This window comes from Streptomyces sp. NPDC031445, assembly GCF_055581365.1.
In genome coordinates, this window is the sequence record NZ_JBVIJO010000006.1 from 362,592 (window position 1) to 386,089 (window position 23,498).

A 23,498-nucleotide genomic window follows, 5' to 3' on the forward strand; every position below is an offset into this window, starting at 1 on the left:
GATGAACGGCGAATCCAGAGTGTGAACAGCAGTGAGGAGATCGCCGTGTCGGGTATGTCGGCGGGCCGGTCAGCCATGCGGATGGGACCCGCTGAGCTGGTGCAGGCGGCGGCCATGGCCCGCCGCTTCTACCTCGAGGGCAAATCCAAGATCCAGATCGCGGAGGAGTTCGGCGTCAGCCGCTTCAAAGTGGCCCGGGTACTGGAGACTGCCCTCGAAAGGGACCTCGTACGCATCGAGATCCGCGTGCCGGCCGAACTGGACGCCGAGCGCTCCGACGCGCTCCGCGCCCGCTACGGCCTGAGGCACGCCGTCGTGGTCGAGTCCCCGGCCGATGCCGAGGAGACTCCCGACCCCGAGAACCTGGGCGAGGTCGCCGCCGACCTGCTCGGCGAACTCGTCAACGAGGGGGACGTGCTCGGGCTGGCCTGGGGCCGGTCCACCATCCACATGGCGGCGGCGCTCGACCGGCTGCCGCCGTGCACGGTGGTGCAGTTGACGGGCGTGTACGACGCCGGGACCGCCGAGCGCGGCTCGGTGGAGGCCGTCCGCCGGGCCGCCCAGGTGTCCGGCGGCGACGCGCACCCCATCTACGCGCCGATGCTGCTGCCGGACGAGGCCACCGCGGCGGCGCTGCGGCACCAGACCGGGATCGCCCGGGCCTTCGAGTACTTCGACAAGGTCACGGTCGCCTGCGTCTCCATCGGCTCGTGGGAGCCGGGCATCTCGACCGTGCACGACATGCTCAGCGACGAGGAGCGCGCGCACTACGCCTCGCTCGGGGTCGCCGCCGAGATGTCGGCACACCTCTTCGACACCGAGGGGCGCCGGGTCGGACGGGACCTGGGGGAGCGGTGCATCACGGTCAAGGCCGACCAGCTGCGCCGTATCCCGGAGGTCGTGGCCATCGCGGGCGGGCAGCGCAAGGCCGCCGCGATCGACGCGGTGCTGCGCTCCGGGCTGGTCACCAGCCTGGTGACGGACACCTCGGCCGCCGACTACCTGATGACGGCGGGACCGACCCCGAAGCCGGCGCTCAGCCGTCAGGACCCCGACGGCGTCTGACCGAGTCCGGCCGGACCCGGTGGCGGGTCGTGGCGGGACGGCCGTGGCAGCATCGTCCGCATGCTGTCACGGTTCGTCCCCCGTGCCCTCGCCGGGCTGCTGGTCTGTCTCGCCGTTCTGCTCACGGGGTGCTCCGGCGCCCCCGGCCACGCCTCCCCCGCCACCCAGGCGTCCCCGGCGTGGACGCGGGGCATGGCGACCGTCGAGGAGTCCCGGCTGCCGGCCGAGGCCCGCAGGACACTCGCCCTCATCGACCAGGGCGGCCCCTTCCCCTACGCCAAGGACGGGACCGTCTTCGGGAACTTCGAAGGACGCCTGCCGCGGCACCGGCGCGGTTACTACCACGAGTACACCGTGCCGACCCCCGGCTCGTCCGACCGCGGGGCCCGGCGCATCGTCACCGGGCAGGGCGGGGAGTACTACTACAGCGGTGATCACTACGAGTCGTTCCGGGCGGTACTGAGATGAGCGAAGACCTGACCGGTCGCCTCGTGGTCGCGCTCGACCTCGCGGGCGTCACGGACAAGGCCGGCCTGATGGACCGCGCCGCGCGGGCCCTGTCGCTGCCCGACTGGTTCGGCCGGAACTGGGACGCGCTGGCCGACTCGCTGTCCGACCCGTCCGTGTGGCCGGCGGAGGCGGGGGACAGGGGCCTCCTGGTCGTCGTCCGGGACTGGGAGGGTTACGCGAGGGAGCGGCCCCAGGAGTGGGAGACCGCCCAGGAGGTGTTCACGCAGGCCACGCGCGTGCTGCCGGCGCTCACCGTCGCCCTCGCGCTTGGAGGAACCTCCTAGCCGATCGGCGCCGGCCCTGGATGATCCGTCGGGGCATGTCTCCGACCCCGGCATGCGAGAATGAAGTACGTGCTCTTTCCCCCTGGCACACCTGTCAGGGGGTCGCCTCTGATCGACTGGGATGTGCAGCACGTGCGTTTCCTCAATGACATCCAGCCCGCGTACGACCTGACGTACGACGACGTGTTCATGGTGCCGAGCCGTTCCGCGGTCGGCTCGCGTCAGGGCGTGGACCTCGCCTCCCCGGACGGCACGGGCACCACCATCCCGCTGGTCGTCGCCAACATGACCGCCATCGCCGGCCGCCGCATGGCCGAGACGGTGGCCCGCCGGGGCGGCCTGGTGGTCATCCCGCAGGACATCCCGATCGACGTCGTCACCGACGTCGTCTCCTGGGTGAAGAGCCGCCACCTGGTGCTCGACACCCCGATCGTGCTGGCCCCGCACCAGACCGTCGCCGACGCCCTGGCGCTGCTGCCCAAGCGGGCGCACAACGCCGGTGTCGTCGTGGACGAGAACCAGCGGCCCGTCGGCGTCGTCACCGACGCCGACCTGTCCGGCGTCGACCGCTTCACCCAGCTCGAAGTGGTCATGTCCAAGGACTTGCTCCTGCTGGACGCCGGCATCGACCCGCGCGAGGCCTTCAACACCCTCGACCAGCACAACCGCCGCTACGCCCCGGCCGTCGACGAGGACGGCAGGCTCGCCGGCATCCTCACCCGCAAGGGCGCGCTGCGCGCCACGCTGTACACGCCGGCCGTCGACGCGAACGGCAGGCTGCGCATCGCCGCCGCCGTCGGCATCAACGGCGATGTCGCGGGCAAGGCCAAGCAGCTGCTCGACGCGGGCGTGGACACGCTCGTCATCGACACCGCGCACGGCCACCAGGAGTCGATGATCAACGCCATCAGGGTGGTGCGCGCGCTGGACCCGCGGGTGCCGATCGCCGCGGGCAACATCGTCTCCGCGGAGGGCGTCAAGGACCTGATCGACGCCGGCGCGGACATCGTCAAGGTCGGTGTCGGGCCGGGCGCCATGTGCACCACCCGCATGATGACCGGCGTGGGCCGGCCGCAGTTCTCCGCCGTCCTGGAGTGCGCCGCCGAGGCGAGGAAGTACGGCAAGCACGTCTGGGCCGACGGCGGTGTCCGCCACCCGCGCGACGTGGCCATGGCGCTCGCCGCGGGCGCGTCCAACGTGATGGTCGGTTCCTGGTTCGCGGGCACCTACGAGTCGCCCGGTGACCTCCAGCACGACGCGGGCGGCCGCGCCTACAAGGAGTCGTTCGGCATGGCCTCGGCGCGTGCGGTGGCCAACCGCACGTCGGAGGAGTCGGCGTACGACCGCGCCCGCAAGGCGCTGTTCGAGGAGGGCATCTCCACCTCCCGCATGTTCCTCGATCCGGCCCGCCCGGGCGTCGAGGACCTGATCGACTCGATCATCGCGGGCGTCCGCTCCTCCTGCACCTACGCCGGCGCCGCCAGCCTGGAGGAGTTCGCCGACAAGGCCATCGTCGGCATCCAGAGCGCGGCGGGCTACGCCGAGGGCAAGCCGCTGCACGCCAGCTGGAGCTGATCGCCGCTCCGCACCGCCGACGGCCCCCGTCGGTCCCGGGCCCGGGACCGACGGGGGCCGTCGGCGTGTCCGTGCCGCCGGGCGAGCCGGCCGTCGGACGGCTCCCCCGGGAAGCGTGGCAACGGTCGGCGGGTGGCGCGCAACGATGTGCCGTTCCTCCCCGATGAACGCAATGATCATGCGGGACTACGCAAGGTTGCTGCATTACGCCCGTGAAGGCCCGCCTCATAGGGTGCTGCGCTAGTACGTGGCGTGGCGGGGACCCCGCTCGGTGGGTCCCTGCCCTCGCAGGCTCCGCCGGTTCCCGCCCACGAGGGCCGGCGCTCATGCCGGTCCGCCCGACCCCGGCAGCGATAAGGAGCCAGCGCGTGCTCGATCAAGGCGCACCCCCGCACAACCAGATACCGGGAGCCCCCGCGTCCCCGGGCGTCGCCGCGCGCCTCATGCGTCGCAAGCCCGTGGAACGCCTGGTCGCGGAGGGCGGCCACGGTGAGGGAGGGCAGCTTCGGCGCTCCCTCGGGCTGTGGCAGCTGACCATGATCAGCATCGGGGCCACCCTCGGCACCGGCATCTTCGTCGTCCTGGGCGATGCCGTGCCCAAGGCCGGTCCGGCGGTCACCCTCGCCTTCGTCATCGCCGGTCTCACGGCGCTGTTCTCAGCCCTGTCGTACGCCGAACTGGCCGGCAGCATCCCGGTCGCGGGCTCCTCCTACTCGTATGCGTACGCAACGCTGGGCGAACTGGTCGCCTGGGTCTGCGGCTGGTGTCTCGTGCTGGAGTACGGCGTCTCGGTGGCCGCGGTCGCCGTCGGCTGGGGCGAGTACCTGAACGAGCTGCTGGACGGCACCATCGGCGTCACCATCCCGGCCGCCCTGTCCTCCGCGCCGGGCGAGGGCGGCATCATCAACCTGCCGGCCCTGATCGTCGTGCTGCTGGCGATGGTGCTCCTGCTCGGTGGCGCGCGGGAGTCCGCCCGCGCCAACACGATCATGGTCTGTGTGAAGATCGCCGCGCTGGTGCTGTTCTGCGTGATCGGCGTCATGGGCTTCAAGTCCGGCAACTACGCCGACTTCATGCCGCTCGGCATGAGCGGGGTCAGCGCCGCCGGTGCCACGCTGTTCTTCTCCTACATCGGCTTCGACGCCGCCTCCACCGCCGGTGAGGAGGCGAAGGACCCCAAGCGGGACCTGCCGCGGGCGATCATGCTGTCGCTGATCATCGTGACCGCGCTGTACGTGCTCGTCGCGGCCGTCGCCGTGGGCGCCTGGAACTGGAAGAAGTTCGACGGTTCCGAGGCGTCCCTCGCCGGCATCATGAACGACGTCAGCGGCCAGACCTTCTGGGGCACGCTGCTCGCGCTCGGCGCCGTCATCTCCATCGCCAGCGTGGTGCTCACCGTGCTCTACGGCCAGACCCGCATCCTCTTCGCGATGGCCCGCGACGGCCTGGTGCCGAGGGCGCTCGGCAAGATCCACCCGAAGACCGGCGCGCCCCGCCTCAACACGGTGATCGTGTGCCTCTTCTGCGGAGCCCTCGCCGCCCTCATCCCGCTGGGCAAGCTTGTCGACGCCACCAGCATCGGCACGCTGTTCGCCTTCGGCCTGGTCAACATCGCGGTGATCGTGCTGCGGGTCAGGCGCCCGGAGCTGGAGCGCACGTTCAAGGTGCCGTTCGGCCCGGTCCTGCCGGTGCTGGGCTTCCTGTTCTGCGCGTACAACATGTCCAGCCTCGACACCGTCACCTGGGTGGTCTTCGGATGCTGGATGGCCGCCGGGCTCGTGTTCTACTTCCTCTACGGCTACCGCCGTTCCCGTCTCGCGACCGACGACGCCCTCGCGGTGACGGCAGAGAAGTGACCGGACCGAAGAAGTGAACGACCCCCTGTGCTGAACGATCTCGACGAACGCATCGTGCACGCCCTCGCCGAGGACGCCCGCCGCTCCTATGCGGACATCGGGCAGATGATCGGCCTGTCCGCGCCCGCGGTGAAGCGGCGCGTGGACCGGCTGCGGGCCACCGGAGCGATCACCGGATTCACCGTGCGGGTGGATCCGGCGGCGCTCGGCTGGGAGACCGAGGGCTTCATCGAGATCTACTGCCGGCGCAACACCTCGCCGGAGACGATCCAGCGGGGCCTGGAGCGGTACCAGGAGGTCGTGGCCGCGTCCACCGTCACCGGGGACGCGGACGCCGTCGCGCAGGTCTTCGCCTCCGACATGCGGCACTTCGAGCGGGTCCTGGAGCGGATCGCCGGGGAGCCGTTCGTGGAGCGGACCAAGTCGGTGCTGGTGCTGTCGCCGCTGCTCAGGAGGTTCTCCTCCGGGGCGCCGGGATAGCAGCGAAACCACGGCTCGGGGCGCCTTGTCGTCACCGGGTGCGGATCAGCCCCCTGAGGGGGCGCGGGGAACCGCGCGAGCACCCCGGACCACCCGCACCCGGCCGACGACGAGGCGCCCCGAGCCCTTTTCCGTGCTCCTCCCGTCACGCTCACCGGCGCCCACGCAACGAATCGCCGTTCAGACGCCGCTCGGCGCAACGAATGCCGCACCGGCGCGCAACGGCTCCTTCTTGTCCGGCCGAGCGCGCCGAACGTACCTTCTTTCTGGCCCCCCAAACCCCCCGTTCCGGTGAGGATCACGCATGCGCACCGCCCTGCTCCAGAGCTCCGGCCGTCCCGGCTCGGTCACCGAGAACCTCAAGGTCCTCGACGAGGCCGCGGGCCGGGCCGCCGCGGCGGGCGCCGGGCTGCTGGCCGCCCCGGAGATGTTCCTCACCGGCTACGCGATCGGCGACGACATCGCCCGCCTCGCCGAGCCCGCCGACGGTGACTCCGCCGACGCGATCGCCGAGATCGCCACCCGGCACGGCCTCGCCCTCGCCTACGGCTACCCCGAGCGCGACGGCGACGCGGTCTTCAACTCCGCCCAGCTGATCTCCGCCGACGGCACCCGGCTCGCGAACTACCGGAAGACCCACCTCTTCGGCTGCTTCGAGCGCGACCACTTCACGCCGGGCGGGCAGCAGGTCGTCCAGGCCGAGCTGAACGGCCTCACCGTGGGCCTGCTGATCTGCTACGACGTCGAGTTCCCGGAGAACGTCCGGGCCCACGCCCTGGCCGGCACCGACCTCCTGGTGGTGCCGACCGCGCAGATGCACCCCTTCCAGTTCGTCGCCGAGTCGATGATCCCGGTGCGCGCCTTCGAGAACCAGATGTACGTCGCCTACGTCAACCGGGTCGGCCGGGAAGGCGAGTTCGAGTTCGTCGGCCTCTCCGTCCTCGCCGGTCCCGACGGTGTCGCCCGCGCCCGCGCCGGCCGTGCCGAGCAGCTGGTGCTCGCCGACGCCGACCCCGCCTTCCTGGCCGCCTCCCGCGAGCACAACCCGTACCTGAAGGACCGCCGCCCCGGTCTGTACGGGTCCCTCGTCTGACACCCGAGCCTTTCCCCGAACCACCCCGTGCAAGGAGTCCGTACCCCATGACGTCCACGGTGCCCAACGCCGTCGAGCACACCGACGAGCAGCAGCCGCCGATCACCATGTTCGGCCCGGACTTCCCTTACGCCTACGACGACTTCCTCGCCCACCCGGCGGGCCTCGGCCAGGTCCCGGCGACCGAGCACGGCACCGAGGTCGCGGTCATCGGCGGCGGCCTGTCCGGCATCGTGGCCGCGTACGAGCTGATGAAGATGGGCCTGAGGCCCGTCGTCTACGAGGCCGACCAGATCGGCGGCCGGCTCCGCACGGTCGGCTTCGAGGGCTGCGACGACTCGCTGACCGCCGAGATGGGCGCGATGCGCTTCCCGCCGTCCTCCACCGCGCTCCAGCACTACATCGACCTGGTCGGCCTGGAGACCAGGCCGTTCCCGAACCCCCTGGCCGAGGCGACCCCGTCCACCGTGGTCGACCTCAAGGGCGAGTCGCACTACGCCGAGACGATCGACGACCTGCCCCAGGTGTACCGGGACGTCGCCGACGCCTGGAACAGGTGCCTGGAGGAGGGCGCCGACTTCTCCGACATGAACCGCGCGATGCGCGAGCGGGACGTCCCGCGCATCCGCGAGATCTGGGCCAAGCTCGTCGAGAAGCTGGACAACCAGACCTTCTACGGGTTCCTCTGCGACTCCGACGCCTTCAAGTCCTTCCGGCACCGCGAGATCTTCGGGCAGGTCGGCTTCGGCACCGGCGGCTGGGACACCGACTTCCCGAACTCCATCCTGGAGATCCTCCGCGTCGTCTACACCGAGGCCGACGACCACCACCGCGGCATCGTCGGCGGCTCCCAGCAACTCCCGCTGCGCCTGTGGGAGCGCCGGCCGGAGAAGATCGTCCACTGGCCGTACGGGACGTCCCTGAAGTCGCTGCACGTGGACGGCGAGCCGAAGCCCGCCGTGACCCGGCTGCACCGCACGGCCGGCAACCAGATCACCGTCACCGACGCGAACGGCGACATCCGCACCTACAAGGCGGCGATCTTCACCGCCCAGTCCTGGATGCTGCTGTCCAAGATCGCCTGCGACGACTCGCTCTTCCCGATCGACCACTGGACCGCGATCGAGCGCACCCACTACATGGAGTCCAGCAAGCTGTTCGTGCCCGTGGACCGGCCCTTCTGGCTGGACAAGGCCGTCGACGACAACGGGCATCCGACCGGCCGGGACGTCATGTCGATGACGCTCACCGACCGCATGACCCGCGGCACCTACCTGCTGGACGACGGCCCGGACAAGCCCGCCGTGATCTGCCTGTCCTACACCTGGTGCGACGACAGCCTGAAGTGGCTGCCGCTGTCCGCGAACGAGCGGATGGAGGTCATGCTGAAGTCGCTGGGCGAGATCTACCCGAAGGTCGACATCAGGAAGCACATCATCGGCAACCCGGTGACGGTCTCCTGGGAGAACGAGCCCTACTTCATGGGCGCGTTCAAGGCCAACCTGCCCGGTCACTACCGCTACCAGCGGCGCCTGTTCACGCACTTCATGCAGGACCGGCTGCCCGCGGACAAGCGGGGCATCTTCCTCGCCGGCGACGACATCTCCTGGACGGCCGGCTGGGCCGAGGGCGCCGTGCAGACGGCGCTGAACGCGGTCTGGGGCGTCATGCACCACTTCGGCGGCGAGACCGACGCGACGAACCCGGGCCCGGGTGACGTCTACGACGAGATCGCGCCGGTGGAGCTTCCCGAGGACTGACCCGGGGGACCGACCAGGGCGCGGGCGGCCGGCCACGGACTCCGGCCGCCCGCGCCTTCTCCACGCGCCGGAAGCTCAGCCGGCCAGTGGTGTCAGCAGCATCCGGCCCGCGAACCCCACCGCCGCGTCCAGCCGCTCGGTGAACTCCCCGGCCACGTCGCCGCAGTGCCGCAGCGCCCACAGGGCCCGGGCCGCCGCCCAGGTCGCGTCCCGCGCCCGCTCCAGGCTCCAGGAGCCCAGCAGATGGGTGAGCGGGTCCGCGATCTGGAACAGGTCGGGGCCCGGCATCAGATCCTCGCGGATGCGCTCCTCCAGCGACACCAGCAGATCGCCCACGCGGTCGAACTCGTCCTCCAGGTCCGCCGGTTCACAGCCGAGCGTGCGGCAGGCGTCGACCACGGCCAGGGCGAGGTCGTGCCCGATGTGCGCGTTGATGCCCGCCAGCGCGAACTGCAGCGGCCGTACGCCGGGGTGGCGGCGGAACTGGAACAGGGGCCGCCAGCAGGCGGGCGGGCGGCGGTCCGCGGCGGCCGCGTCCACCGCCGCCAGATAGCGCTCGGCGAACCGCACGTCCAGGGCGGTCGCCGCGCGCGGATCCGGGAACTCCCCGGCGTCCAGGCGCCGGTCGACCTCCTCGGTGACGGCGAGGTAGACCCGGTTGAACACGGCGACGCCGTCCCGTGGGGGCAGCGCCGCGTCCAGCGCGCGCATCCGGGCGACCACGGCGTCGACGGGGGCGGTGAGGTGTTCCAGCTGCACCATGGGGGAAGGGTCCCAGCCCGGGGCCGGCCGGCGTGCCGACCGGCCCGGTGCTTCGCCGGAACGGGGGAACGCCGGGCTACGGCTCGGCGCGCGTGCCGGCGTCCGTCCCGGTGTCGTAGGAGGACGTGCCCTCGTCCAGCAGCGGCCCCTGCTTCTTCAGGTGGGCCGGGGCGAAGGCGCGCAGCGCGTGGTAGCCGGTGATGACGACCAGCGTGCCGAGGGCGATGCCGCTGAGCGAGAAGGTGTCGGTGAACTTCATGGTGACGTTGCCGACGCCGATGATGATGCCCGCGGCGGCCGGGACCAGGTTCAGCGGGTTGCGCAGGTCCACCTTGGCGTTGAGCCAGATCTGGGCGCCGAGCAGGCCGATCATGCCGTAGAGGATGACGGTGATGCCGCCGAGCACCCCGCCCGGGATCGCGGCCACGACCGCGCCGAACTTGGGGCAGACGCCGAAGAGCAGCGCGAAGCCGGCGGCGGCCCAGTAGGCGGCGGTGGAGTACACGCGGGTCGCGGCCATCACACCGATGTTCTCGGAGTAGGTGGTGTTGGGCGGGCCGCCGACGGCCGTCGACAGCATGGAGGCGACGCCGTCCGCCGAGATCGCCGTACCGAGCTTGTCGTCCAGCGGGTCGCCGGTCATCTCGCCGACCGCCTTGACGTGGCCCGCGTTCTCGGCGACCAGCGCGATGACGACCGGCAGCGCGACCAGGATCGCCGACCACTGGAAGGACGGGCCGTGGAAGGACGGCAGGCCGATCCAGTCGGCCTTGGAGACGCCGGAGAGGTCCAGGCGCCAGTGGTCGGTGACCTTGCCGCTCGCGTCCACCGAGTGGATCTTGCCGAAGACCCGGTCGGACGCCCAGGACAGGCCGTACCCGAACACGAGACCCAGGAAGATCGCGACGCGGGACCAGAAACCGCGCAGACAGACCACCGCCAGTCCGGTGAAGAGCATCACCAGCAGGGCCGTCCACTGGTCCTGCGGCCAGTAGGTGGACGCGGTCACCGGGGCCAGGTTGAAGCCGATCAGCATGACGACGGCGCCGGTCACGATCGGCGGCATGGCCGCGTGGATGATCCGCGCGCCGAAGCGCTGCACGGCGAGGCCGACCAGGAAGAGCACGGCGCCGACGACGAGGATCGCGCCGGTCACGGTCGCGCTCGTACCGCCCTGGGCGCGGATGACGGCGGCCACGCCCACGAAGGACAGGGAGCAGCCGAGGTAGCTCGGCACCCGGCCCCGGGTGGCGAGCAGGAAGATCACGGTCGCCACGCCCGACATCATGATCGCCAGGTTGGGGTCGAGGCCCATGAGCACGGGGGCCACGAACGAGGCGCCGAACATCGCGACCACGTGCTGGGCGCCGAGGCCCACGGTGCGGGGCCAGGACAGCCGTTCGTCGGGGCGTACCACCGCTCCGGGCGCGGGCGTGCGCCCGTCACCGTGCAGCTTCCAGCGCACGCCGAGATCCATGAGGGGTTTCGCTTTCTCTGTACGTGAAGAGGTTCCGCACCATTGTCAGGGGTAGCCGGCGGCTCTACGCTCGCACGGTCCTCCTCATGAACTGCGTTCACGTACCTGATTGCTGATCGGGTCGAGCGAAGATCGGAGTGCCTGAATGAGTGGAAGACCCCGTGCGGCCGCGCTCCTCACCGCGGTGGTGGCCCTCGGAGCCCTGCTCGTCCCCTCCGCCCACGCCGCGCCGGCCCCGTCCGCGGCGGCTCCGCGGACCGCCGTCCTCGACGGCGTCCGCCTCCAGCGGACCCGGGCCCGTCTGCCCCACGACCCCCGGCTCCGGCACGCCCTCGCGGACCTGACCGCCCGCGCCGACGCCTGGCTGGACCAGGGCCCCTGGACGGTCGTCGACAAGCCGAAGCCCGCCCCCGGCGGCGACGTCCACGACTACCTGAGCCAGGCCCCCTACTGGTGGCCCACGACCGCGCCCACCGCCGACAACCCCTGGGGCTGCCCGTACGTCCAGCGCGACGGCCGGCGCAATCCGGAGGTCGACAGCGGGACCGACCGGCAGGACGCGGAGAAGGTCTTCGACGCGTCGTACGACCTCTCGCTCGCCTGGTACTACACCGGCAGGCGCGGCTACGCCGAGAAGGCCGGGCAGATCCTGCGCACCTGGTTCCTCGACCCGGCCACCCGGATGAACCCCGACCTGGACCACGCCCAGTTCATCCCGTGCAGGTACGACGGCCGGGCCATCGGCATCATCGACTTCTCGCAGTCCTACACCAGCGTCCTGGACGCACAGGCGATCCTCGCCACCGGCGCACCCGGCTGGACGGCCGCCGACCGCACCGCGACGACCCGGTGGAACAAGGACTTCCGCGACTGGCTGACGGACAGCGACTTCGGCCGGCAGGAGGGCGCGGCCGCCAACAACCACGGCACCTTCTACGACATGCAGCTCGCCGCCCTCGCCTACGCCACCGGCGACACCGCGCTCGCCCGGCGGACCGTGCTGGACGCGCGCGCCAGGCGGATCGACCCGCAGATCGCGGCCGACGGCAGCCAGCCCCAGGAGCTGACCCGCACCCGCAGCTGGCACTACTCGACCTTCGACCTGGTCGCCTACACCCGGCTCGCGGCCATCGGCCGGCACGTGGGAGTGGACCTGTGGGACTACGCGGGACCGGACGGGCAGAGCCTGTCCAAGGCGGTCGGCTACCTGCTGCCCGCCGCGACCGGCGCCGCCGCCTGGCCGCACCCCGAGCTGGAGTTCCACCGCTACGCGGCGGCCGACGTGGTGCACGCGGCGGCCGACGCCGGTGACCCGTCGGCCAGGGCGGCTGTGCCGGAGCTGGAGGCGCCGCCCGGGGGAGACCTCTGGGCGCTGCGGCCCGCCGCCGAGCAGCTGGACTCGATAGCGGGCTGAACCCCCGCCGCCCCGCTGCCCCCGGGGGCTTCCCGGCCGGGCTCCTGAGCGGTCGCTTAGTATGGTGGCGTACGGGGGTGTCGCCACCCCGACAGCGCTGCCCAGGAGCCCTTCCCGTGACCGCCGAAGCCCCGACCGCCCCCGCCGTCTCCTACGGCCGGCTGATCCCCGTCACCGTCCACTTCGACGACCTCGACGCGCTCGGGCTGCTGCACAACGCCCGCTACCCGCTGATGGTCGAGCGCGCCTGGACCGAGCTGTGGAACGCGCACGGCATCCGCTTCGACGGCGACTGGGCGGCGGCCGGCGACGCCTGCAACGCGGTCCGCGAACTGCGCATCGGCTACGAGGCGCCGGTCACCCGCCCCGGCACCTACGCCGTCCACCTCTGGCTGGAAAGACTCGGCACCACCGGGCTCACCTACGGCTTCCGGTTCTGCTCGGCCGACGGGACCGAGACCTACGCCCGGGGCACCCGGGTGCTGGTCCGGCTGGACGCGGCGACCCTGCGCCCCGCGCCCTGGAGCGAGACCTTCAGGGCCGTGGGTCGGGAACTGCTGCGGCCCGCCGGCTGATCTCGCCGCCGCCGCGCTCGGCGGTGCGCAGCACCCCCGCGCACACCGCGAGCCCGCACGCCAGCGCCGTCACCACCACGAAGGACACCATCAGGCTGGTCGCCTGGGCCACCCCGCCGATCAGGCTCGGCGCGATCAGCCCCGAGGTGTAGGTGATGGTCGCCACGCCCGCGATGGCCTGGCTGGGGTTGGGGCCCGCGTGCCCGGCCGCCGCGAAGCACAGCGGTACGACCACCGCGATGCCGAGCCCCATCAGCGCGAACCCGGCCATCGCCACCAGCGGGTGCCCGGCGAGCACGACCAGCAGCCCGCCCAGCCCGGCCAGGACACCGCCGGCGCGCACCGTGCGGACCGCGCCGAACCGGTTCACCACCGCGTCCCCGGCGATCCGGGCCACCGCCATGGTCAGCATGAACCCGGTCGTGGAGGCCGCCGCCAGCCCGGCCGAACTGTCCAGCCGGTCCCGCAGGAACACCGCCGACCAGTCCAGGCTCGCGCCCTCCGCGAACACCGCGCAGAAACCGACCGCGCCGATCAGCAGGGCGGAGCGCGGCGGCAGCGCGAACCGCGGGGGCGGCTCCTCGTCCTCGGCGGGCTGGAGGTCCAGTACCCAGGTGCAGAACACCAGGCCGAGCAGGGTGAGGACGGCCGACGCGAGGGCGAAGTGCACGCGCGCGTCCGCGCCGAGATGCGCGGCGAGGGTGCCGGCCGCCGAGCCGATCAGGGCGCCCGCGCTCCACATGCCGTGCAGGCCCGACATGATCGACTTGCCGAGCCGCCGCTCGACCTCCACGCCGAGCGCGTTCATCGCGACATCGGCCATGCCCGCGCTCGCGCCGTAGACGAACATCGCCAGGCACAAGGTGACCAGGTTGGGCGCGACCGACGGCAGGATCAGGGACAGCGTCCACAGCGCGAGCAGCCCGCGCAGGGCCGCCCGGCTGCCGAAACGGTGGGTGATCCCGCCCGCCAGCGGCATCGCGCACGAGGCGCCGAGCGCCGTGAAGGCCAGGGCGAACCCCAACTGGCCCGCACCGAGCGAGGTGTGGTCCTGGACCCAAGGCACACGCGTCGCGAACGAGCCGGTCACGGCGCCGTGCACGGCAAAGACGGCCGCCACGGCGTACCGGGCGCGCCTGACCTCGTCGTTCGTACGCGTCACGTCACTCATGATCCTGTTCCCCTCCCCGGGAGTGCCCGGCCCCGTGGGCGCCGCCCCAGTGCGACGCGCCGTAAACTATCAGGAACCCTGCCTGATAGATAGCGGACATCAAGCCCGGCCACGCCACGCGATCTGGGAGGATTCCCGTCATGCCTGCCTCACCCAGTACCGCCCGGGCCCTCAACGACCGGCTGGCCCTGCGGCTGTTGCAGCGGGAAGGCCCGCTCACGGCGGGGCAGTTGAAGCAGCTGACCGGTCTGTCCCGGCCCACGGTCGCCGACCTGGTCGACCGGCTGACGGCCTCCGGGCTGATCACGGTGGTCGGCGAGACCGGCGAGCAGCGACGGGGCCCCAACGCCCGGCTCTACGGCATCGTCGCCGACCGCGCCCACCTCGCCGCGCTCGACGTCCGCACCGAGGGCGTCTTCGTCCTCGTCTCCGACCTGGTCGGACGGGTGCTCGCCGACGCGTCCGTGCCGATTGGCCCCGACGCCGGGACCGGGCCCGCCGTGGAGCAGGCGGTCGCGGCGGTGGAGAGCGCGGCGAAGGAGGCCGGCGCCGACCGGCTGCACACCGTCGGCATCGGCGCGCCGGGCCTGATCGACCCGGCCACCGGGGACCTCCGCGACTCGGCCGGGCTGCCCGCCTGGCACCGCAGCCTGGCCGCCACCCTCCACGACCGGCTGCCCGGCGCGCGGGTGACCGTCGAGAACGAGACCAACCTGGCCGCCCTGGCCGAGCAGCGCGAGGGCGCCGCGCGCGACCGGGACACCTTCGTCCTGCTCTGGCTCGGCCACGGTGTCGGCGCCGCGGTCGTCCTGGACGGCAGCCTGCGCCGCGGGGCCTCCGGCGGCACCGGCGAGATCGGCTTCCTGCCGGTCCCGGGAACCGCCGCCCTGCCCTCGGGGACCGACTGCGCCGGCGGCTTCCACTCCCTCACCGGCGCGGCGGCGGTCGCGTCCCTGGCCACCGAGTGCGGCCTGCCGGCCCCTGCCGCACCGGACGGCCCCGGGGCGGCGGAGGCGGTGCGGGCCGCGGTGGCGCAGGTCGAGAAGGCGGGGGAGGCGGTGCCGGGCGGGGTGATGCCTGTGGCGGGGCGGAGTGGGGCAGTGCTCGTGGCGCGGCCGGGGGACGTGGATGTGCAGCGGCCGGACGCCTCGGGGGAGGGGCCTCGAACGGGGTGTGCGGACGCCGAGCCGGACCCGGCCGCCCGTTTCCTCCGCGTCCTCGCGGACCGGATCGCCGTCGGCGCCGCATCCGTGGTGGCCGTTTTGGACCCCGGCTGCGTGGTGCTCGGCGGGGAGGTCGGCCAGGCCGGGGGCGCGATGCTGGCCGGTCTGGTGGAGGAGCGGCTGCGCCGGATGTCGCCGCTGGTCACCGAGGTGCGGGCGAGCAGCCTCGGCGGGACGGCCGTACTCCGCGGCGCGCTCCTCACCGCCCGGGAACGGGCCCAGGACGAACTGTTCGCGCCCCCCGGGCGCCCGGGGGGCTGACACTCCGGCGGGCTCCCGGCCGAGCCGCTCGGCGGTGACGAAGCGCCAGGCCGGGCTCATGTCCGTCAGCAGGTCGTGGAGTTGGCCTCAGGGGGCTCGTGCGGTGCCCGTACCCGGCGCGGTGGCGGCCCGGCGGCGGGCAAGGGCCGTCGTCACCGCCGCCGGGCCCGACCGCACCCTAAAAGGACTAGACCAGTGTGGTCAATGGTCCGTACCTGGTCAACGCTCCTCGCTCACCCGCCCGTTGACGAGGGTGGCCGCGCCGCGCAAGGGCGGCGGCACACAGTGTGAGCGACCCCACATCCGTCACTCACATGGACGCGTGCCGGCCGTGGCACACTGGCCCTGTACCAGAAGCAGCGCACTCCGGGGTCGGTGAAAGTCCGAACCGGCGGTTACAGTCCGCGACCCGGTCGCTTCCAGCGGCCGGTTGACCAGGTGAAATTCCTGGACCGACGGTTAAAGTCCGGATGGGAGGCAGTGCGCGGCGGGCGGGCATGCGTCTTCCGTGTGCGCGCCGCCGTACCTGGACGCGTCCGTGCGTGGACGCGTTCCTGTCGGCGACGCCCCCGGTGTGTGCTCATCCGTCCCTTTCTGTCGTCATCGACAGGCCCCGGAGTCCGTGCCCGAAGAGGCAGGAGGACCCGGGAAGTGTTCACCGGAATCGTCGAAGAACTGGGTGAAGTCACCGCCGTCGAGAATCTCGGCGACTCCTCCCGCTTCCGGCTCCGCGGCCCCGTCGTGACGGAGGGCGCACGCCATGGCGACTCCATCGCCGTGAACGGGGTCTGTCTCACCGTCGTCGAGCACGAGGGCGACGAATTCACCGCCGACGTCATGGCCGAGACGCTCAAGCGCTCCAGCCTGGGCGCGCTCACCCTCGGCTCCCGCGTCAACCTGGAGCGCCCCACCGCCGTCGGCGCCCGCCTCGGCGGACACATCGTGCAGGGACACGTGGACGGCACCGGCGAGATCCTGGCCCGCACGCCCTCCGAGAACTGGGAGATCGTGAAGGTCTCCCTCCCCGCGGACCTCTCCCGCTACGTCGTGGAGAAGGGCTCCATCACCGTCGACGGCATCAGCCTCACCGTCGTGGAGGCCGGTCCCGACTACTTCACCGTCAGCCTCATCCCGACCACCCTGGCGCTGACCACGCTCGGCGTGAAGCAGCCCGGCGACCCGGTCAACCTCGAAGTCGACGTCATCGCCAAGTACGTGGAGCGGCTGCTCGCGGCCGGACAGGGGGCCGGCAGGTGAACTGGTTGAACTCCGAGGCGTTCACCCTCTTCGGCCAGCACATCATCTGGTCCGACATGACCGGCAACATCCTGGGCCTGATCACCCTCGCCCTCGGCTGGCGCCGCTCCCTGTGGACCTGGCCTGTGCAGTTCCTCTCCGGCCTGGTCCTGTTCGGCGCCTTCTACGGCCACCTGACCGGCAGCGCCGGCAAGCAGGTCGTCGTCATGGCCGTGGCGCTGTACGGCTGGTGGCAGTGGCAGCGGACCAAGGACCGTGCGGGCGACGGCCACATCGCCCCCCGCTTCGCCACCTGGCGGGAGCGCGCCGCCATGCTCGCCGCGGCCGCCGCCGGCACGGTCGCCGTCGCCCTGCTCTTCACGGCCTACCCGAAGCTCTCCTGGGACCCCTGGCCCGACGCCTACATCTTCGTCGGCACCGTCGTCGCGATGTACGCGCAGGCCAAGGGCATGGTCGAGTTCTGGATCGCCTGGCTGCTCGTCGACGCCGTGGGCGTCCCCCTCAACTTCGCCAACGGCTACGCCTTCTCCGGCTTCGTCTACGTCATCTACGGCGCACTCGTCCTGTGGGGCATGCGCGACTGGTGGCTGCGCTCCCGCCGGGGCCCGCAGCCCGCACTGGAAGGAGCCCCGGCATGACCTCGGCACCGCCGCTGTACCACACCGACGACACCGACGACATCGAGAACTTCGCCCTCGACCCGGTCGAACGGGCCATCGCCGACATCGCGGCGGGCCGCCCGGTGGTCGTCGTGGACGACGAGGACCGCGAGAACGAGGGCGACCTCGTCATCGCCGCCGAGAAGGCGACCCCCGAGATCGTCGCCTTCATGATGAGCGAATGCCGGGGCCTGATCTGCGCGCCCATGGAGGGCGAGGAGCTGGACCGGCTGCGGCTGCCGCAGATGGTCCAGGACAACACCGAGTCGATGAAGACCGCGTTCACCATCTCGGTGGACGCCTCCGCCGCCCACGGCGTGACCACCGGCATCTCGGCCGCCGACCGCGCGACGACGCTCCAGCTGCTGGCGAGCGGCACGGCGGAACCCACCGACCTCGTCCGCCCCGGCCACGTGTTCCCGCTGCGCGCCCGACCCGGCGGCGTCCTCGTGCGCGACGGCCACACCGAGGCCGCCGTCGACCTCGCACGGCTCGCGGGGCTCCGCCCGGCCGGCGCCATCGTGGAGATCGCCGGCGAGGACGGCCGGATGCTCCGGCTGCCCGAACTGATCCCGTTCGCCCGCAAGCACGGCCTGACGATCATCTCCATCGCGGACCTGATCGCCTACCGCCGGGGCAGCGAGCCCACCGTCCGCCGCGAGGCCGAGACCCGTCTGCCCACCCGGCACGGCACCTTCACCGCCTACGGCTACCGGTCCACCGCCGACGGCGTCGAGCACGTCGCCCTCGTCCACGGCGAGATCGGCGACGGCGAGGATGTCCTGGTCCGCGTCCACTCCGAATGCCTCACCGGCGACGTCTTCGGCTCGCTGCGCTGCGACTGCGGCCCCCAGCTGGACGCCGCCCTGGAACGCATCCAGGCCGAGGGCCGGGGCGTCGTCGTCTACCTGCGCGGACACGAGGGACGCGGCATCGGCCTGCTGTCCAAGCTGCGCGCCTACGCGCTCCAGGAACAGGGCCACGACACCCTGGACGCCAACCTGGAACTCGGCCTGCCCGCCGACGCCCGCGACTACGGCGCCGGCGCGCGGATCCTCGCCGACCTCGGCGTCCGGGGCGTCCGGCTGATGACCAACAACCCCGAGAAGACCGAGGCGCTGCTGCGCCACGGCCTGAAGGTCACCGGCCGCGAGCCGATGCCCGTCCAGGCCGGCGAGCACAACCTCCGGTACCTGCGCACCAAGCGGGACCGGATGGGGCACGACCTGCCCTGGCTCGACACGCCCGCCGTGTCGGCTCCGGTGGCCGCGTCCGCGACCACCTGCGGCAACCAGTAAGCACGAAAGAACTGAGGAGAGACGTGAGCGGCAAGGGTGCACCGGAACTGTCCGTACGCGATGTGAGCGACCTCCGGGTCGCCGTCATCGCGGCGCAGTGGCACGAGCAGGTGATGGACGGTCTGGTGAACGGCGCCCTGCGCGCCCTGAGCGACCTGGGCATCGACGAGCCGACCCTGATCAGGGTCCCCGGCAGCTTCGAGCTGCCGGTCGCCGCCAAGGTCCTCGCGGGCCGCGGCTACGACGCCGTGGTCGCCCTCGGCGTCGTCATCCGGGGCGGCACCCCGCACTTCGACTACGTGTGCCAGGGCGTCACCCAGGGCCTCACCCAGGTGTCCGTCGAGACCGGCGTGCCCGTCGGCTTCGGCGTGCTCACCTGCGACACCGAGGAACAGGCCCTGGACCGGGCCGGCCTGGAGGGCTCGAACGAGGACAAGGGCCACGAGGCGGTGACCGCCGCCGTCGCGACCGCGGCCACGCTCCGCTCGGTATCCGAACCCTGGCACTGAGGAGCGCGCCCGACCGCGTAGGGTGGGCAGCACCATGTCCAAGAAGACGTTCGAGGAGCTCTTCACCGAGCTCCAGCACAAGGCCGCCCACGGCGATCCCGCCACCTCCCGCACCGCTGAGCTGGTCGGCAAGGGCGTTCATGCCATCGGCAAGAAGGTCGTCGAGGAGGCCGCCGAGGTCTGGATGGCCGCCGAGTACGAGGGCAAGGAGGCGGCGGCCGAGGAGATCTCGCAGCTGCTGTACCACGTCCAGGTGATGATGGTCGCCCGCGGGATCTCCCTGGACGACGTCTACGCCCACCTCTGAGCCGCCCGCCGCACACAGCCGTAAAAAACCCCTTCACACAAAGGAAGCCGACCTCATGCTGCGCATCGCCGTCCCCAACAAGGGTTCACTGTCCGGCCCTGCGGCGGAGATGCTGCATGAGGCCGGCTACCAGCAGCGCCGTGAGTCCAAGGAGCTGCGCATCGTCGACCCGGAGAACGAGGTCGAGTTCTTCTACCTCCGCCCCCGGGACATCGCGATCTACGTCTCCTCCGGCCGCCTCGACATCGGCATCACCGGCCGTGACCTGCTGATCGACTCCGGCGCCGACGCCGAGGAGATCCTGCCGCTCGGCTTCGCCCGCTCCACCTTCCGCTTCGCCGCCAAGCCCGGCACGGCCGACGGCATCGAGGACCTCAAGGGCAAGACGGTCGCCACCTCCTACGAGGGCATCGTCGACAGGCACCTGGCGGACCGCGGGGTCGACGCCTCCGTCGTCCACCTGGACGGCGCCGTGGAGACCGCGATCGAACTGGGTGTCGCCGAGGTCATCGCCGACGTCGTCGAGACCGGCACCAGCCTGCGCAACGCGGGCCTGGAGGTCTTCGGCGAGCCCATCATGAAGTCCGAGGCGATCGTCATCCGCCGCACCGGCGCCGACGCCGACGAACCGAAGGTCCAGCAGTTCCTGCGCCGCCTCCAGGGCGTCCTGGTGGCCCGCACCTACGTGATGATGGACTACGACTGCCGGGTCGAACAGCTGGAGAAGGCCGTCGCGCTCACCCCCGGCCTGGAGTCCCCGACCGTCTCCCCGCTGCACAACGAGGGCTGGGTCGCGGTCCGCGCCATGGTCCCCGCCAAGGAGGCCCAGCGGATCATGGACGACCTCTACGCCATCGGCGCCCGCGCCATCCTGACCACGGCCATCCACGCCTGCCGCCTGTAAGAGGTACGCCCGAGATGTCCGACCTGACCCCTCCGCCCCGCCTCCCCGTCACCTTCCGGCCGGGACACACCCGGGCGATCCTGCTCACCGCCGGGGTCGTGATCTTCCTGGTGATATCCGGCATCGGGATGCTGCTGGAGCATCTCGGCCCGGGCTCGCGGCTCAGCTTCGTCGTCACCGGGGCGCTGATCTTCTGGGCCCTGGCCCAGCTCGCCCGGGTGAAGGTGGTCGCCGACGAGTCCGGCGTCACCGTCGTCAACATCGCCGGCAAGCGCCGCCTGGCCTGGGCGGAGATCCTCCGGGTGAACCTCCGGCCGGGTGACCCGTGGGTGTTCCTCGACCTCAGCGACGGCACCAGCCTGCCCGCGCTCGGCATCCAGCCGGGCATCGCCAAGCAGCGTGCGATCGCCGACGCCAAGGCCCTGCGCGCGCTCGCCGAGGCCCACTCGGCGCCCTCCGCCCTGCCGCATGAGCCCAGATCTTGATTAATCTGGTAGACGGAGGGCGTTTCGCTGCGCCTCCGCCCCTGCGTGCCGCCCGGCGCACAGGGGTTCCTGCTACCCGAGGAGTGACTCCCTCCGGCGATGGACGGATCGTCCTGTAGTACCTGCGCCACCCCTGCCCGACGGAACGGGAAGGCGGTGGCAGCGTGACCATCCCCCTGCTGCTCCTCGGAGCGGCGTTCCTGCTGATTCTCGCCAACGGTTTCTTCGTGGCCGCCGAGTTCGGCCTGGTGACCGTCGAGCGTCCCGAGGCCGAGAAGGCCGCCGCCGACGGCGACACCCGCGCCCGTACGGTCGTGGAGTCGCTGAAGGAGCTGTCCTTCCAGCTCTCCGGCACCCAGCTCGGCATCACCATCACCTCGCTGGTCGTCGGCATGCTCGCCGAACCGGCCCTGGCCGAGCTGCTGCGCGGCCCGTTCGCCGCGCTCGGCATCCCCGAGGGCGCCGCCTCCGGCGTCGCCGTGGTCGTCGGCATGCTGCTGGCCTCCGCGATCCAGATGGTGATCGGCGAACTCGTGCCCAAGAACTGGGCGGTGTCCCGGCCGCTTCAGGTCGCGCGCTTCGTCGCCGGCCCGCAGCACCGCTTCGCCCGTCTGTTCCGCCCGGTGATCTCGGCGCTGAACACGGTCGCCAACCGACTGGTCCGCGCCCTCGGCGTGGAACCCGCCGACGAGCTGGCCTCCGCCCGCACCCCCGGCGAACTCGTCTCCCTGGCCCGGCACTCCGCCCAGGCCGGGGCCCTGGAGCAGGACACGGCCGACCTGTTCGTGCGCACCCTGTCCCTGGGCGAGCTGACCGCGCAGCACGTCATGACCCCGCGCGTGAAGGTGAGCGCGCTGCAGGACTCGGCCACCGCCGAGGACGTCGTCAACCTCACCCGGGCCACCGGCCTGTCCCGCTTCCCCGTCTACCGGGAGAAGATCGACGAGATCGTCGGCATGGCCCACCTCAAGGACGCGCTGGCGGTCCCCGTGCACGACCGGCTGCGTACGCCGGTCAGCCGGATCGCCCGCAAGGCGCTCCTGGTCCCCGAGACCCTGCCGGTCCAGCCCCTGCTCGCCCGCCTGCGCAGCGAGCAGCCCATCGCGGTCGTCGTCGACGAGTACGGCGGCACGGCCGGTGTGGTCACCCTGGAGGACATCGTCGAGGAACTCGTCGGCGAGGTCCGCGACGAGCACGACGCCAAGGACGTGCCCGAGCTGGCCCCCGCCCCGCCCGAGGACGGCAGGCCCGCCTGGGACGTGGACGGCAGCTGCCGCGTCGACATCCTCCAGCGCATAGGCCTCGACGTGCCCGAGGGGCCGTACGAGACCGTCGCCGGCCTGGTCGCCGACCTGCTCGGCCGGATCCCGGCCCCCGGCGACCGGGCCGAGCTGCCCGGCTGGCGGCTCTCGGTCCGCCAGGTCGGCCATTACCGCGCCGAACGGGTCCGCCTGGTCAGGACGGCCCCGGCGGCGAACGTGATGGAGGCCGCCCGATGAGCGTCCTCCAACTGGTCTTCGCGGCGCTGCTCGTGCTCGCCAACGGTTTCTTCGTCGGCGCCGAGTTCGCGCTCGTCTCCGTCCGCCGCAGCCAGATCGAACCGCTCGGCACCGCCCGGGCCCGGCAGGTGCTGTACGGCCTCGAACACCTGCCGCAGATGATGGCCGCCGCGCAGTTCGGCATCACCGTCTGCTCGCTGACGCTCGGCGCGGTCGCCGAGCCGACGGTGGCGCACCTGCTGGAGCCGGTGTTCGCGTGGGTCCACCTCCCGGAGGGCGTGATCCACCCGCTGGGCTACGTGATCGCGCTGGCCGCGGTCGTCTTCTTCCACCTCGTCATCGGCGAGATGGTCCCGAAGAACCTCGCGATGGCCGCCCCGGAGAAGGCCGCGCTGTGGCTCAGCCCGGGCCTGGTCTGGTTCGCCCGCCTGTGCAGGCCGATCACGGTGGCCCTCGGCGCCTGCGCCCAGGGCATCCTGCGGCTGTTCCGGGTCGAGCCGAAGGACGAGGTGGAGGCGGTCGTCACCACCGAGCAGCTCAACCGGCTCCTGGAGGACTCCGGCCAGGCCGGCCTGCTCGACCCGGAGGAGCAGGAGCGCCTTGAGGACGCCCTGGAGCTGGGCTCGCGCCCGGTGACGGACGTCCTGCTGCGCCGGGAGACCCTGGTCACGGTGACCCCGGCGGTCACCCCGGGCGAGATCGTGGAGCTGACCGCCCGCACGGGATACTCCCGCTTCCCGGTCGCGGCCGGCGAGAAGGGCCCGTTCATGGGGTACGTGCACGTGAAGGACGTCCTCGACCTGGAGGACTCCGACCGGGCCGTCCCGCAGCACATGTGGCGCCCGATGGCCACGCTCCGCGCCGAGCTGCCGCTGGACGACGCGCTGACGGTGATGCGCCGGGCGGCCACGCACCTGGCCCAGGTGGCGGACGCGACCGGCAGGGTGCTCGGCCTGGTGGCCCTGGAGGACGTGCTGGAGATGCTGGTGGGCGAGGTCCGGGACCCGGCGCACCGGGAGATGCCGGAGCCCCGGGTGAGCGGGGAGCCGGAGGAAGCGCTCGCCGGCTAGCTCG

The 23,498-nt window shown here is 72.1% G+C and carries 23 protein-coding genes and 1 riboswitch; of the genes, 20 read left to right on the top strand and 3 right to left on the bottom strand.

The window, feature by feature from the left end:
* Positions 1-21: 21 nt before the first annotated feature.
* The 8 genes from ACZ5DC_RS19015 (at position 22) to ACZ5DC_RS19050 (ending at position 8,623) form a co-directional block, all read left to right on the top strand.
* On the top strand, positions 22-1,065 hold the full coding sequence (locus ACZ5DC_RS19015; RefSeq protein WP_366750912.1) for a sugar-binding transcriptional regulator: 1,044 nt from the start codon (positions 22-24) through the stop codon (positions 1,063-1,065).
* Between the two features lie 60 nt (positions 1,066-1,125).
* The gene (locus ACZ5DC_RS19020) at positions 1,126-1,533 is read left to right on the top strand and encodes a guanyl-specific ribonuclease (RefSeq protein WP_468654059.1); all 408 of its coding nucleotides are present in this window, start codon (positions 1,126-1,128) and stop codon (positions 1,531-1,533) included.
* Positions 1,530-1,859 (top strand): barstar family protein, encoded by a 330-nt coding sequence (locus tag ACZ5DC_RS19025; protein ID WP_468654061.1) that lies wholly within the window; start codon positions 1,530-1,532, stop codon positions 1,857-1,859. Before ACZ5DC_RS19020 ends, ACZ5DC_RS19025 begins: the two co-directional genes overlap by 4 nt.
* A 132-nt stretch (positions 1,860-1,991) precedes the next feature.
* Positions 1,992-3,434 carry a GuaB1 family IMP dehydrogenase-related protein gene (locus ACZ5DC_RS19030; protein ID WP_468654063.1) on the top strand — a complete coding sequence of 481 codons (1,443 nt, stop codon included), beginning with the start codon at positions 1,992-1,994 and terminating at the stop codon, positions 3,432-3,434.
* Between the two features lie 368 nt (positions 3,435-3,802).
* Positions 3,803-5,290: an amino acid permease gene (locus tag ACZ5DC_RS19035; RefSeq protein WP_468654065.1), complete on the top strand. Its 1,488-nt coding sequence runs from the start codon at positions 3,803-3,805 to the stop codon at positions 5,288-5,290.
* Between the two features lie 27 nt (positions 5,291-5,317).
* Positions 5,318-5,770, top strand: a complete 453-nt coding sequence (locus ACZ5DC_RS19040; protein WP_366754526.1) for an Lrp/AsnC family transcriptional regulator — start codon at positions 5,318-5,320, stop codon at positions 5,768-5,770.
* A gap of 304 nt (positions 5,771-6,074) precedes the next feature.
* Positions 6,075-6,863, top strand: a complete 789-nt coding sequence (locus ACZ5DC_RS19045) for a carbon-nitrogen hydrolase family protein (protein ID WP_468654068.1) — start codon at positions 6,075-6,077, stop codon at positions 6,861-6,863.
* Positions 6,864-6,910: 47 nt separating this feature from the next.
* Complete coding sequence (locus ACZ5DC_RS19050) at positions 6,911-8,623, top strand: flavin monoamine oxidase family protein (RefSeq protein WP_468654070.1); 1,713 nt, start codon at positions 6,911-6,913, stop codon at positions 8,621-8,623.
* Positions 8,624-8,698: 75 nt separating this feature from the next.
* On the opposite strand, the gene ACZ5DC_RS19055 is transcribed toward ACZ5DC_RS19050, so the two are convergent.
* The gene (locus ACZ5DC_RS19055) at positions 8,699-9,385 is read right to left on the bottom strand and encodes a DUF5995 family protein (protein WP_468654071.1); all 687 of its coding nucleotides are present in this window, start codon (positions 9,383-9,385) and stop codon (positions 8,699-8,701) included.
* A 76-nt stretch (positions 9,386-9,461) separates the two neighbouring features.
* Positions 9,462-10,862 (bottom strand): uracil-xanthine permease family protein, encoded by a 1,401-nt coding sequence (locus ACZ5DC_RS19060; protein ID WP_366754530.1) that lies wholly within the window; start codon positions 10,860-10,862, stop codon positions 9,462-9,464.
* A 145-nt stretch (positions 10,863-11,007) separates the two neighbouring features.
* On the opposite strand from ACZ5DC_RS19060, the gene ACZ5DC_RS19065 reads away from it, so the two are divergent.
* Both ACZ5DC_RS19065 and ACZ5DC_RS19070 read left to right on the top strand, forming a co-directional pair.
* Positions 11,008-12,276 (top strand): alginate lyase family protein, encoded by a 1,269-nt coding sequence (locus ACZ5DC_RS19065; protein WP_468654074.1) that lies wholly within the window; start codon positions 11,008-11,010, stop codon positions 12,274-12,276.
* Between the two features lie 116 nt (positions 12,277-12,392).
* The gene (locus ACZ5DC_RS19070; RefSeq protein WP_468654076.1) at positions 12,393-12,851 is read left to right on the top strand and encodes an acyl-CoA thioesterase; all 459 of its coding nucleotides are present in this window, start codon (positions 12,393-12,395) and stop codon (positions 12,849-12,851) included.
* On the opposite strand, the gene ACZ5DC_RS19075 is transcribed toward ACZ5DC_RS19070, so the two are convergent.
* On the bottom strand, positions 12,811-14,022 hold the full coding sequence (locus ACZ5DC_RS19075) for an MFS transporter (protein ID WP_468654078.1): 1,212 nt from the start codon (positions 14,020-14,022) through the stop codon (positions 12,811-12,813). The two genes, ACZ5DC_RS19070 and ACZ5DC_RS19075, sit on opposite strands and share 41 nt — an antisense overlap.
* A gap of 140 nt (positions 14,023-14,162) precedes the next feature.
* Between ACZ5DC_RS19075 and ACZ5DC_RS19080 the strand changes: the two genes are divergently transcribed.
* The 10 genes from ACZ5DC_RS19080 (at position 14,163) to ACZ5DC_RS19125 (ending at position 23,494) form a co-directional block, all read left to right on the top strand.
* Positions 14,163-15,506: an ROK family transcriptional regulator gene (locus ACZ5DC_RS19080; RefSeq protein ID WP_468654080.1), complete on the top strand. Its 1,344-nt coding sequence runs from the start codon at positions 14,163-14,165 to the stop codon at positions 15,504-15,506.
* A gap of 357 nt (positions 15,507-15,863) precedes the next feature.
* Positions 15,864-15,994, top strand: a riboswitch (FMN riboswitch).
* A gap of 163 nt (positions 15,995-16,157) precedes the next feature.
* Positions 16,158-16,763: a riboflavin synthase gene (locus ACZ5DC_RS19085; protein WP_468654082.1), complete on the top strand. Its 606-nt coding sequence runs from the start codon at positions 16,158-16,160 to the stop codon at positions 16,761-16,763.
* Complete coding sequence (locus ACZ5DC_RS19090; protein WP_366754536.1) at positions 16,760-17,401, top strand: nicotinamide mononucleotide transporter family protein; 642 nt, start codon at positions 16,760-16,762, stop codon at positions 17,399-17,401. The genes ACZ5DC_RS19085 and ACZ5DC_RS19090 overlap by 4 nt, the downstream gene beginning before the upstream one ends.
* Complete coding sequence (locus tag ACZ5DC_RS19095) at positions 17,398-18,720, top strand: bifunctional 3,4-dihydroxy-2-butanone-4-phosphate synthase/GTP cyclohydrolase II (RefSeq protein WP_468654083.1); 1,323 nt, start codon at positions 17,398-17,400, stop codon at positions 18,718-18,720. Before ACZ5DC_RS19090 ends, ACZ5DC_RS19095 begins: the two co-directional genes overlap by 4 nt.
* Before the next feature lie 23 nt (positions 18,721-18,743).
* Positions 18,744-19,229 carry a 6,7-dimethyl-8-ribityllumazine synthase gene (gene ribH, locus ACZ5DC_RS19100; RefSeq protein WP_468654085.1) on the top strand — a complete coding sequence of 162 codons (486 nt, stop codon included), beginning with the start codon at positions 18,744-18,746 and terminating at the stop codon, positions 19,227-19,229.
* Between the two features lie 34 nt (positions 19,230-19,263).
* On the top strand, positions 19,264-19,536 hold the full coding sequence (locus ACZ5DC_RS19105; protein WP_007491392.1) for a phosphoribosyl-ATP diphosphatase: 273 nt from the start codon (positions 19,264-19,266) through the stop codon (positions 19,534-19,536).
* 55 nt (positions 19,537-19,591) lie between these two features.
* Positions 19,592-20,440 carry an ATP phosphoribosyltransferase gene (gene hisG / locus ACZ5DC_RS19110; RefSeq protein WP_366754538.1) on the top strand — a complete coding sequence of 283 codons (849 nt, stop codon included), beginning with the start codon at positions 19,592-19,594 and terminating at the stop codon, positions 20,438-20,440.
* A gap of 14 nt (positions 20,441-20,454) precedes the next feature.
* Positions 20,455-20,925, top strand: coding sequence for a PH domain-containing protein (locus tag ACZ5DC_RS19115; RefSeq protein WP_468654088.1), 471 nt, complete (start codon positions 20,455-20,457; stop codon positions 20,923-20,925).
* Positions 20,926-21,089: 164 nt separating this feature from the next.
* Positions 21,090-22,424 (top strand): hemolysin family protein, encoded by a 1,335-nt coding sequence (locus tag ACZ5DC_RS19120; RefSeq protein ID WP_468654090.1) that lies wholly within the window; start codon positions 21,090-21,092, stop codon positions 22,422-22,424.
* Positions 22,421-23,494 carry a hemolysin family protein gene (locus ACZ5DC_RS19125; protein ID WP_468654092.1) on the top strand — a complete coding sequence of 358 codons (1,074 nt, stop codon included), beginning with the start codon at positions 22,421-22,423 and terminating at the stop codon, positions 23,492-23,494. Before ACZ5DC_RS19120 ends, ACZ5DC_RS19125 begins: the two co-directional genes overlap by 4 nt.
* The last annotated feature ends 4 nt before the right edge of the window (positions 23,495-23,498 follow it).

Coding starts and splice junctions, on each gene's coding strand:
- ACZ5DC_RS19020 (WP_468654059.1), top strand. CDS start 1,126: ATGCTGTCACGGTTCGTCCCCCGTGCCCTCGCCGGGCTGCTGGTCTGT.
- ACZ5DC_RS19025 (WP_468654061.1), top strand. CDS start 1,530: ATGAGCGAAGACCTGACCGGTCGCCTCGTGGTCGCGCTCGACCTCGCG.
- ACZ5DC_RS19045 (WP_468654068.1), top strand. CDS start 6,075: ATGCGCACCGCCCTGCTCCAGAGCTCCGGCCGTCCCGGCTCGGTCACC.
- ACZ5DC_RS19050 (WP_468654070.1), top strand. CDS start 6,911: ATGACGTCCACGGTGCCCAACGCCGTCGAGCACACCGACGAGCAGCAG.
- ACZ5DC_RS19055 (WP_468654071.1), bottom strand. CDS start 9,385: ATGGTGCAGCTGGAACACCTCACCGCCCCCGTCGACGCCGTGGTCGCC.
- ACZ5DC_RS19060 (WP_366754530.1), bottom strand. CDS start 10,862: ATGGATCTCGGCGTGCGCTGGAAGCTGCACGGTGACGGGCGCACGCCC.
- ACZ5DC_RS19065 (WP_468654074.1), top strand. CDS start 11,008: ATGAGTGGAAGACCCCGTGCGGCCGCGCTCCTCACCGCGGTGGTGGCC.
- ACZ5DC_RS19075 (WP_468654078.1), bottom strand. CDS start 14,022: ATGAGTGACGTGACGCGTACGAACGACGAGGTCAGGCGCGCCCGGTAC.
- ACZ5DC_RS19080 (WP_468654080.1), top strand. CDS start 14,163: ATGCCTGCCTCACCCAGTACCGCCCGGGCCCTCAACGACCGGCTGGCC.
- ACZ5DC_RS19095 (WP_468654083.1), top strand. CDS start 17,398: ATGACCTCGGCACCGCCGCTGTACCACACCGACGACACCGACGACATC.
- ACZ5DC_RS19105 (WP_007491392.1), top strand. CDS start 19,264: ATGTCCAAGAAGACGTTCGAGGAGCTCTTCACCGAGCTCCAGCACAAG.
- hisG (WP_366754538.1), top strand. CDS start 19,592: ATGCTGCGCATCGCCGTCCCCAACAAGGGTTCACTGTCCGGCCCTGCG.
- ACZ5DC_RS19115 (WP_468654088.1), top strand. CDS start 20,455: ATGTCCGACCTGACCCCTCCGCCCCGCCTCCCCGTCACCTTCCGGCCG.
- ACZ5DC_RS19125 (WP_468654092.1), top strand. CDS start 22,421: ATGAGCGTCCTCCAACTGGTCTTCGCGGCGCTGCTCGTGCTCGCCAAC.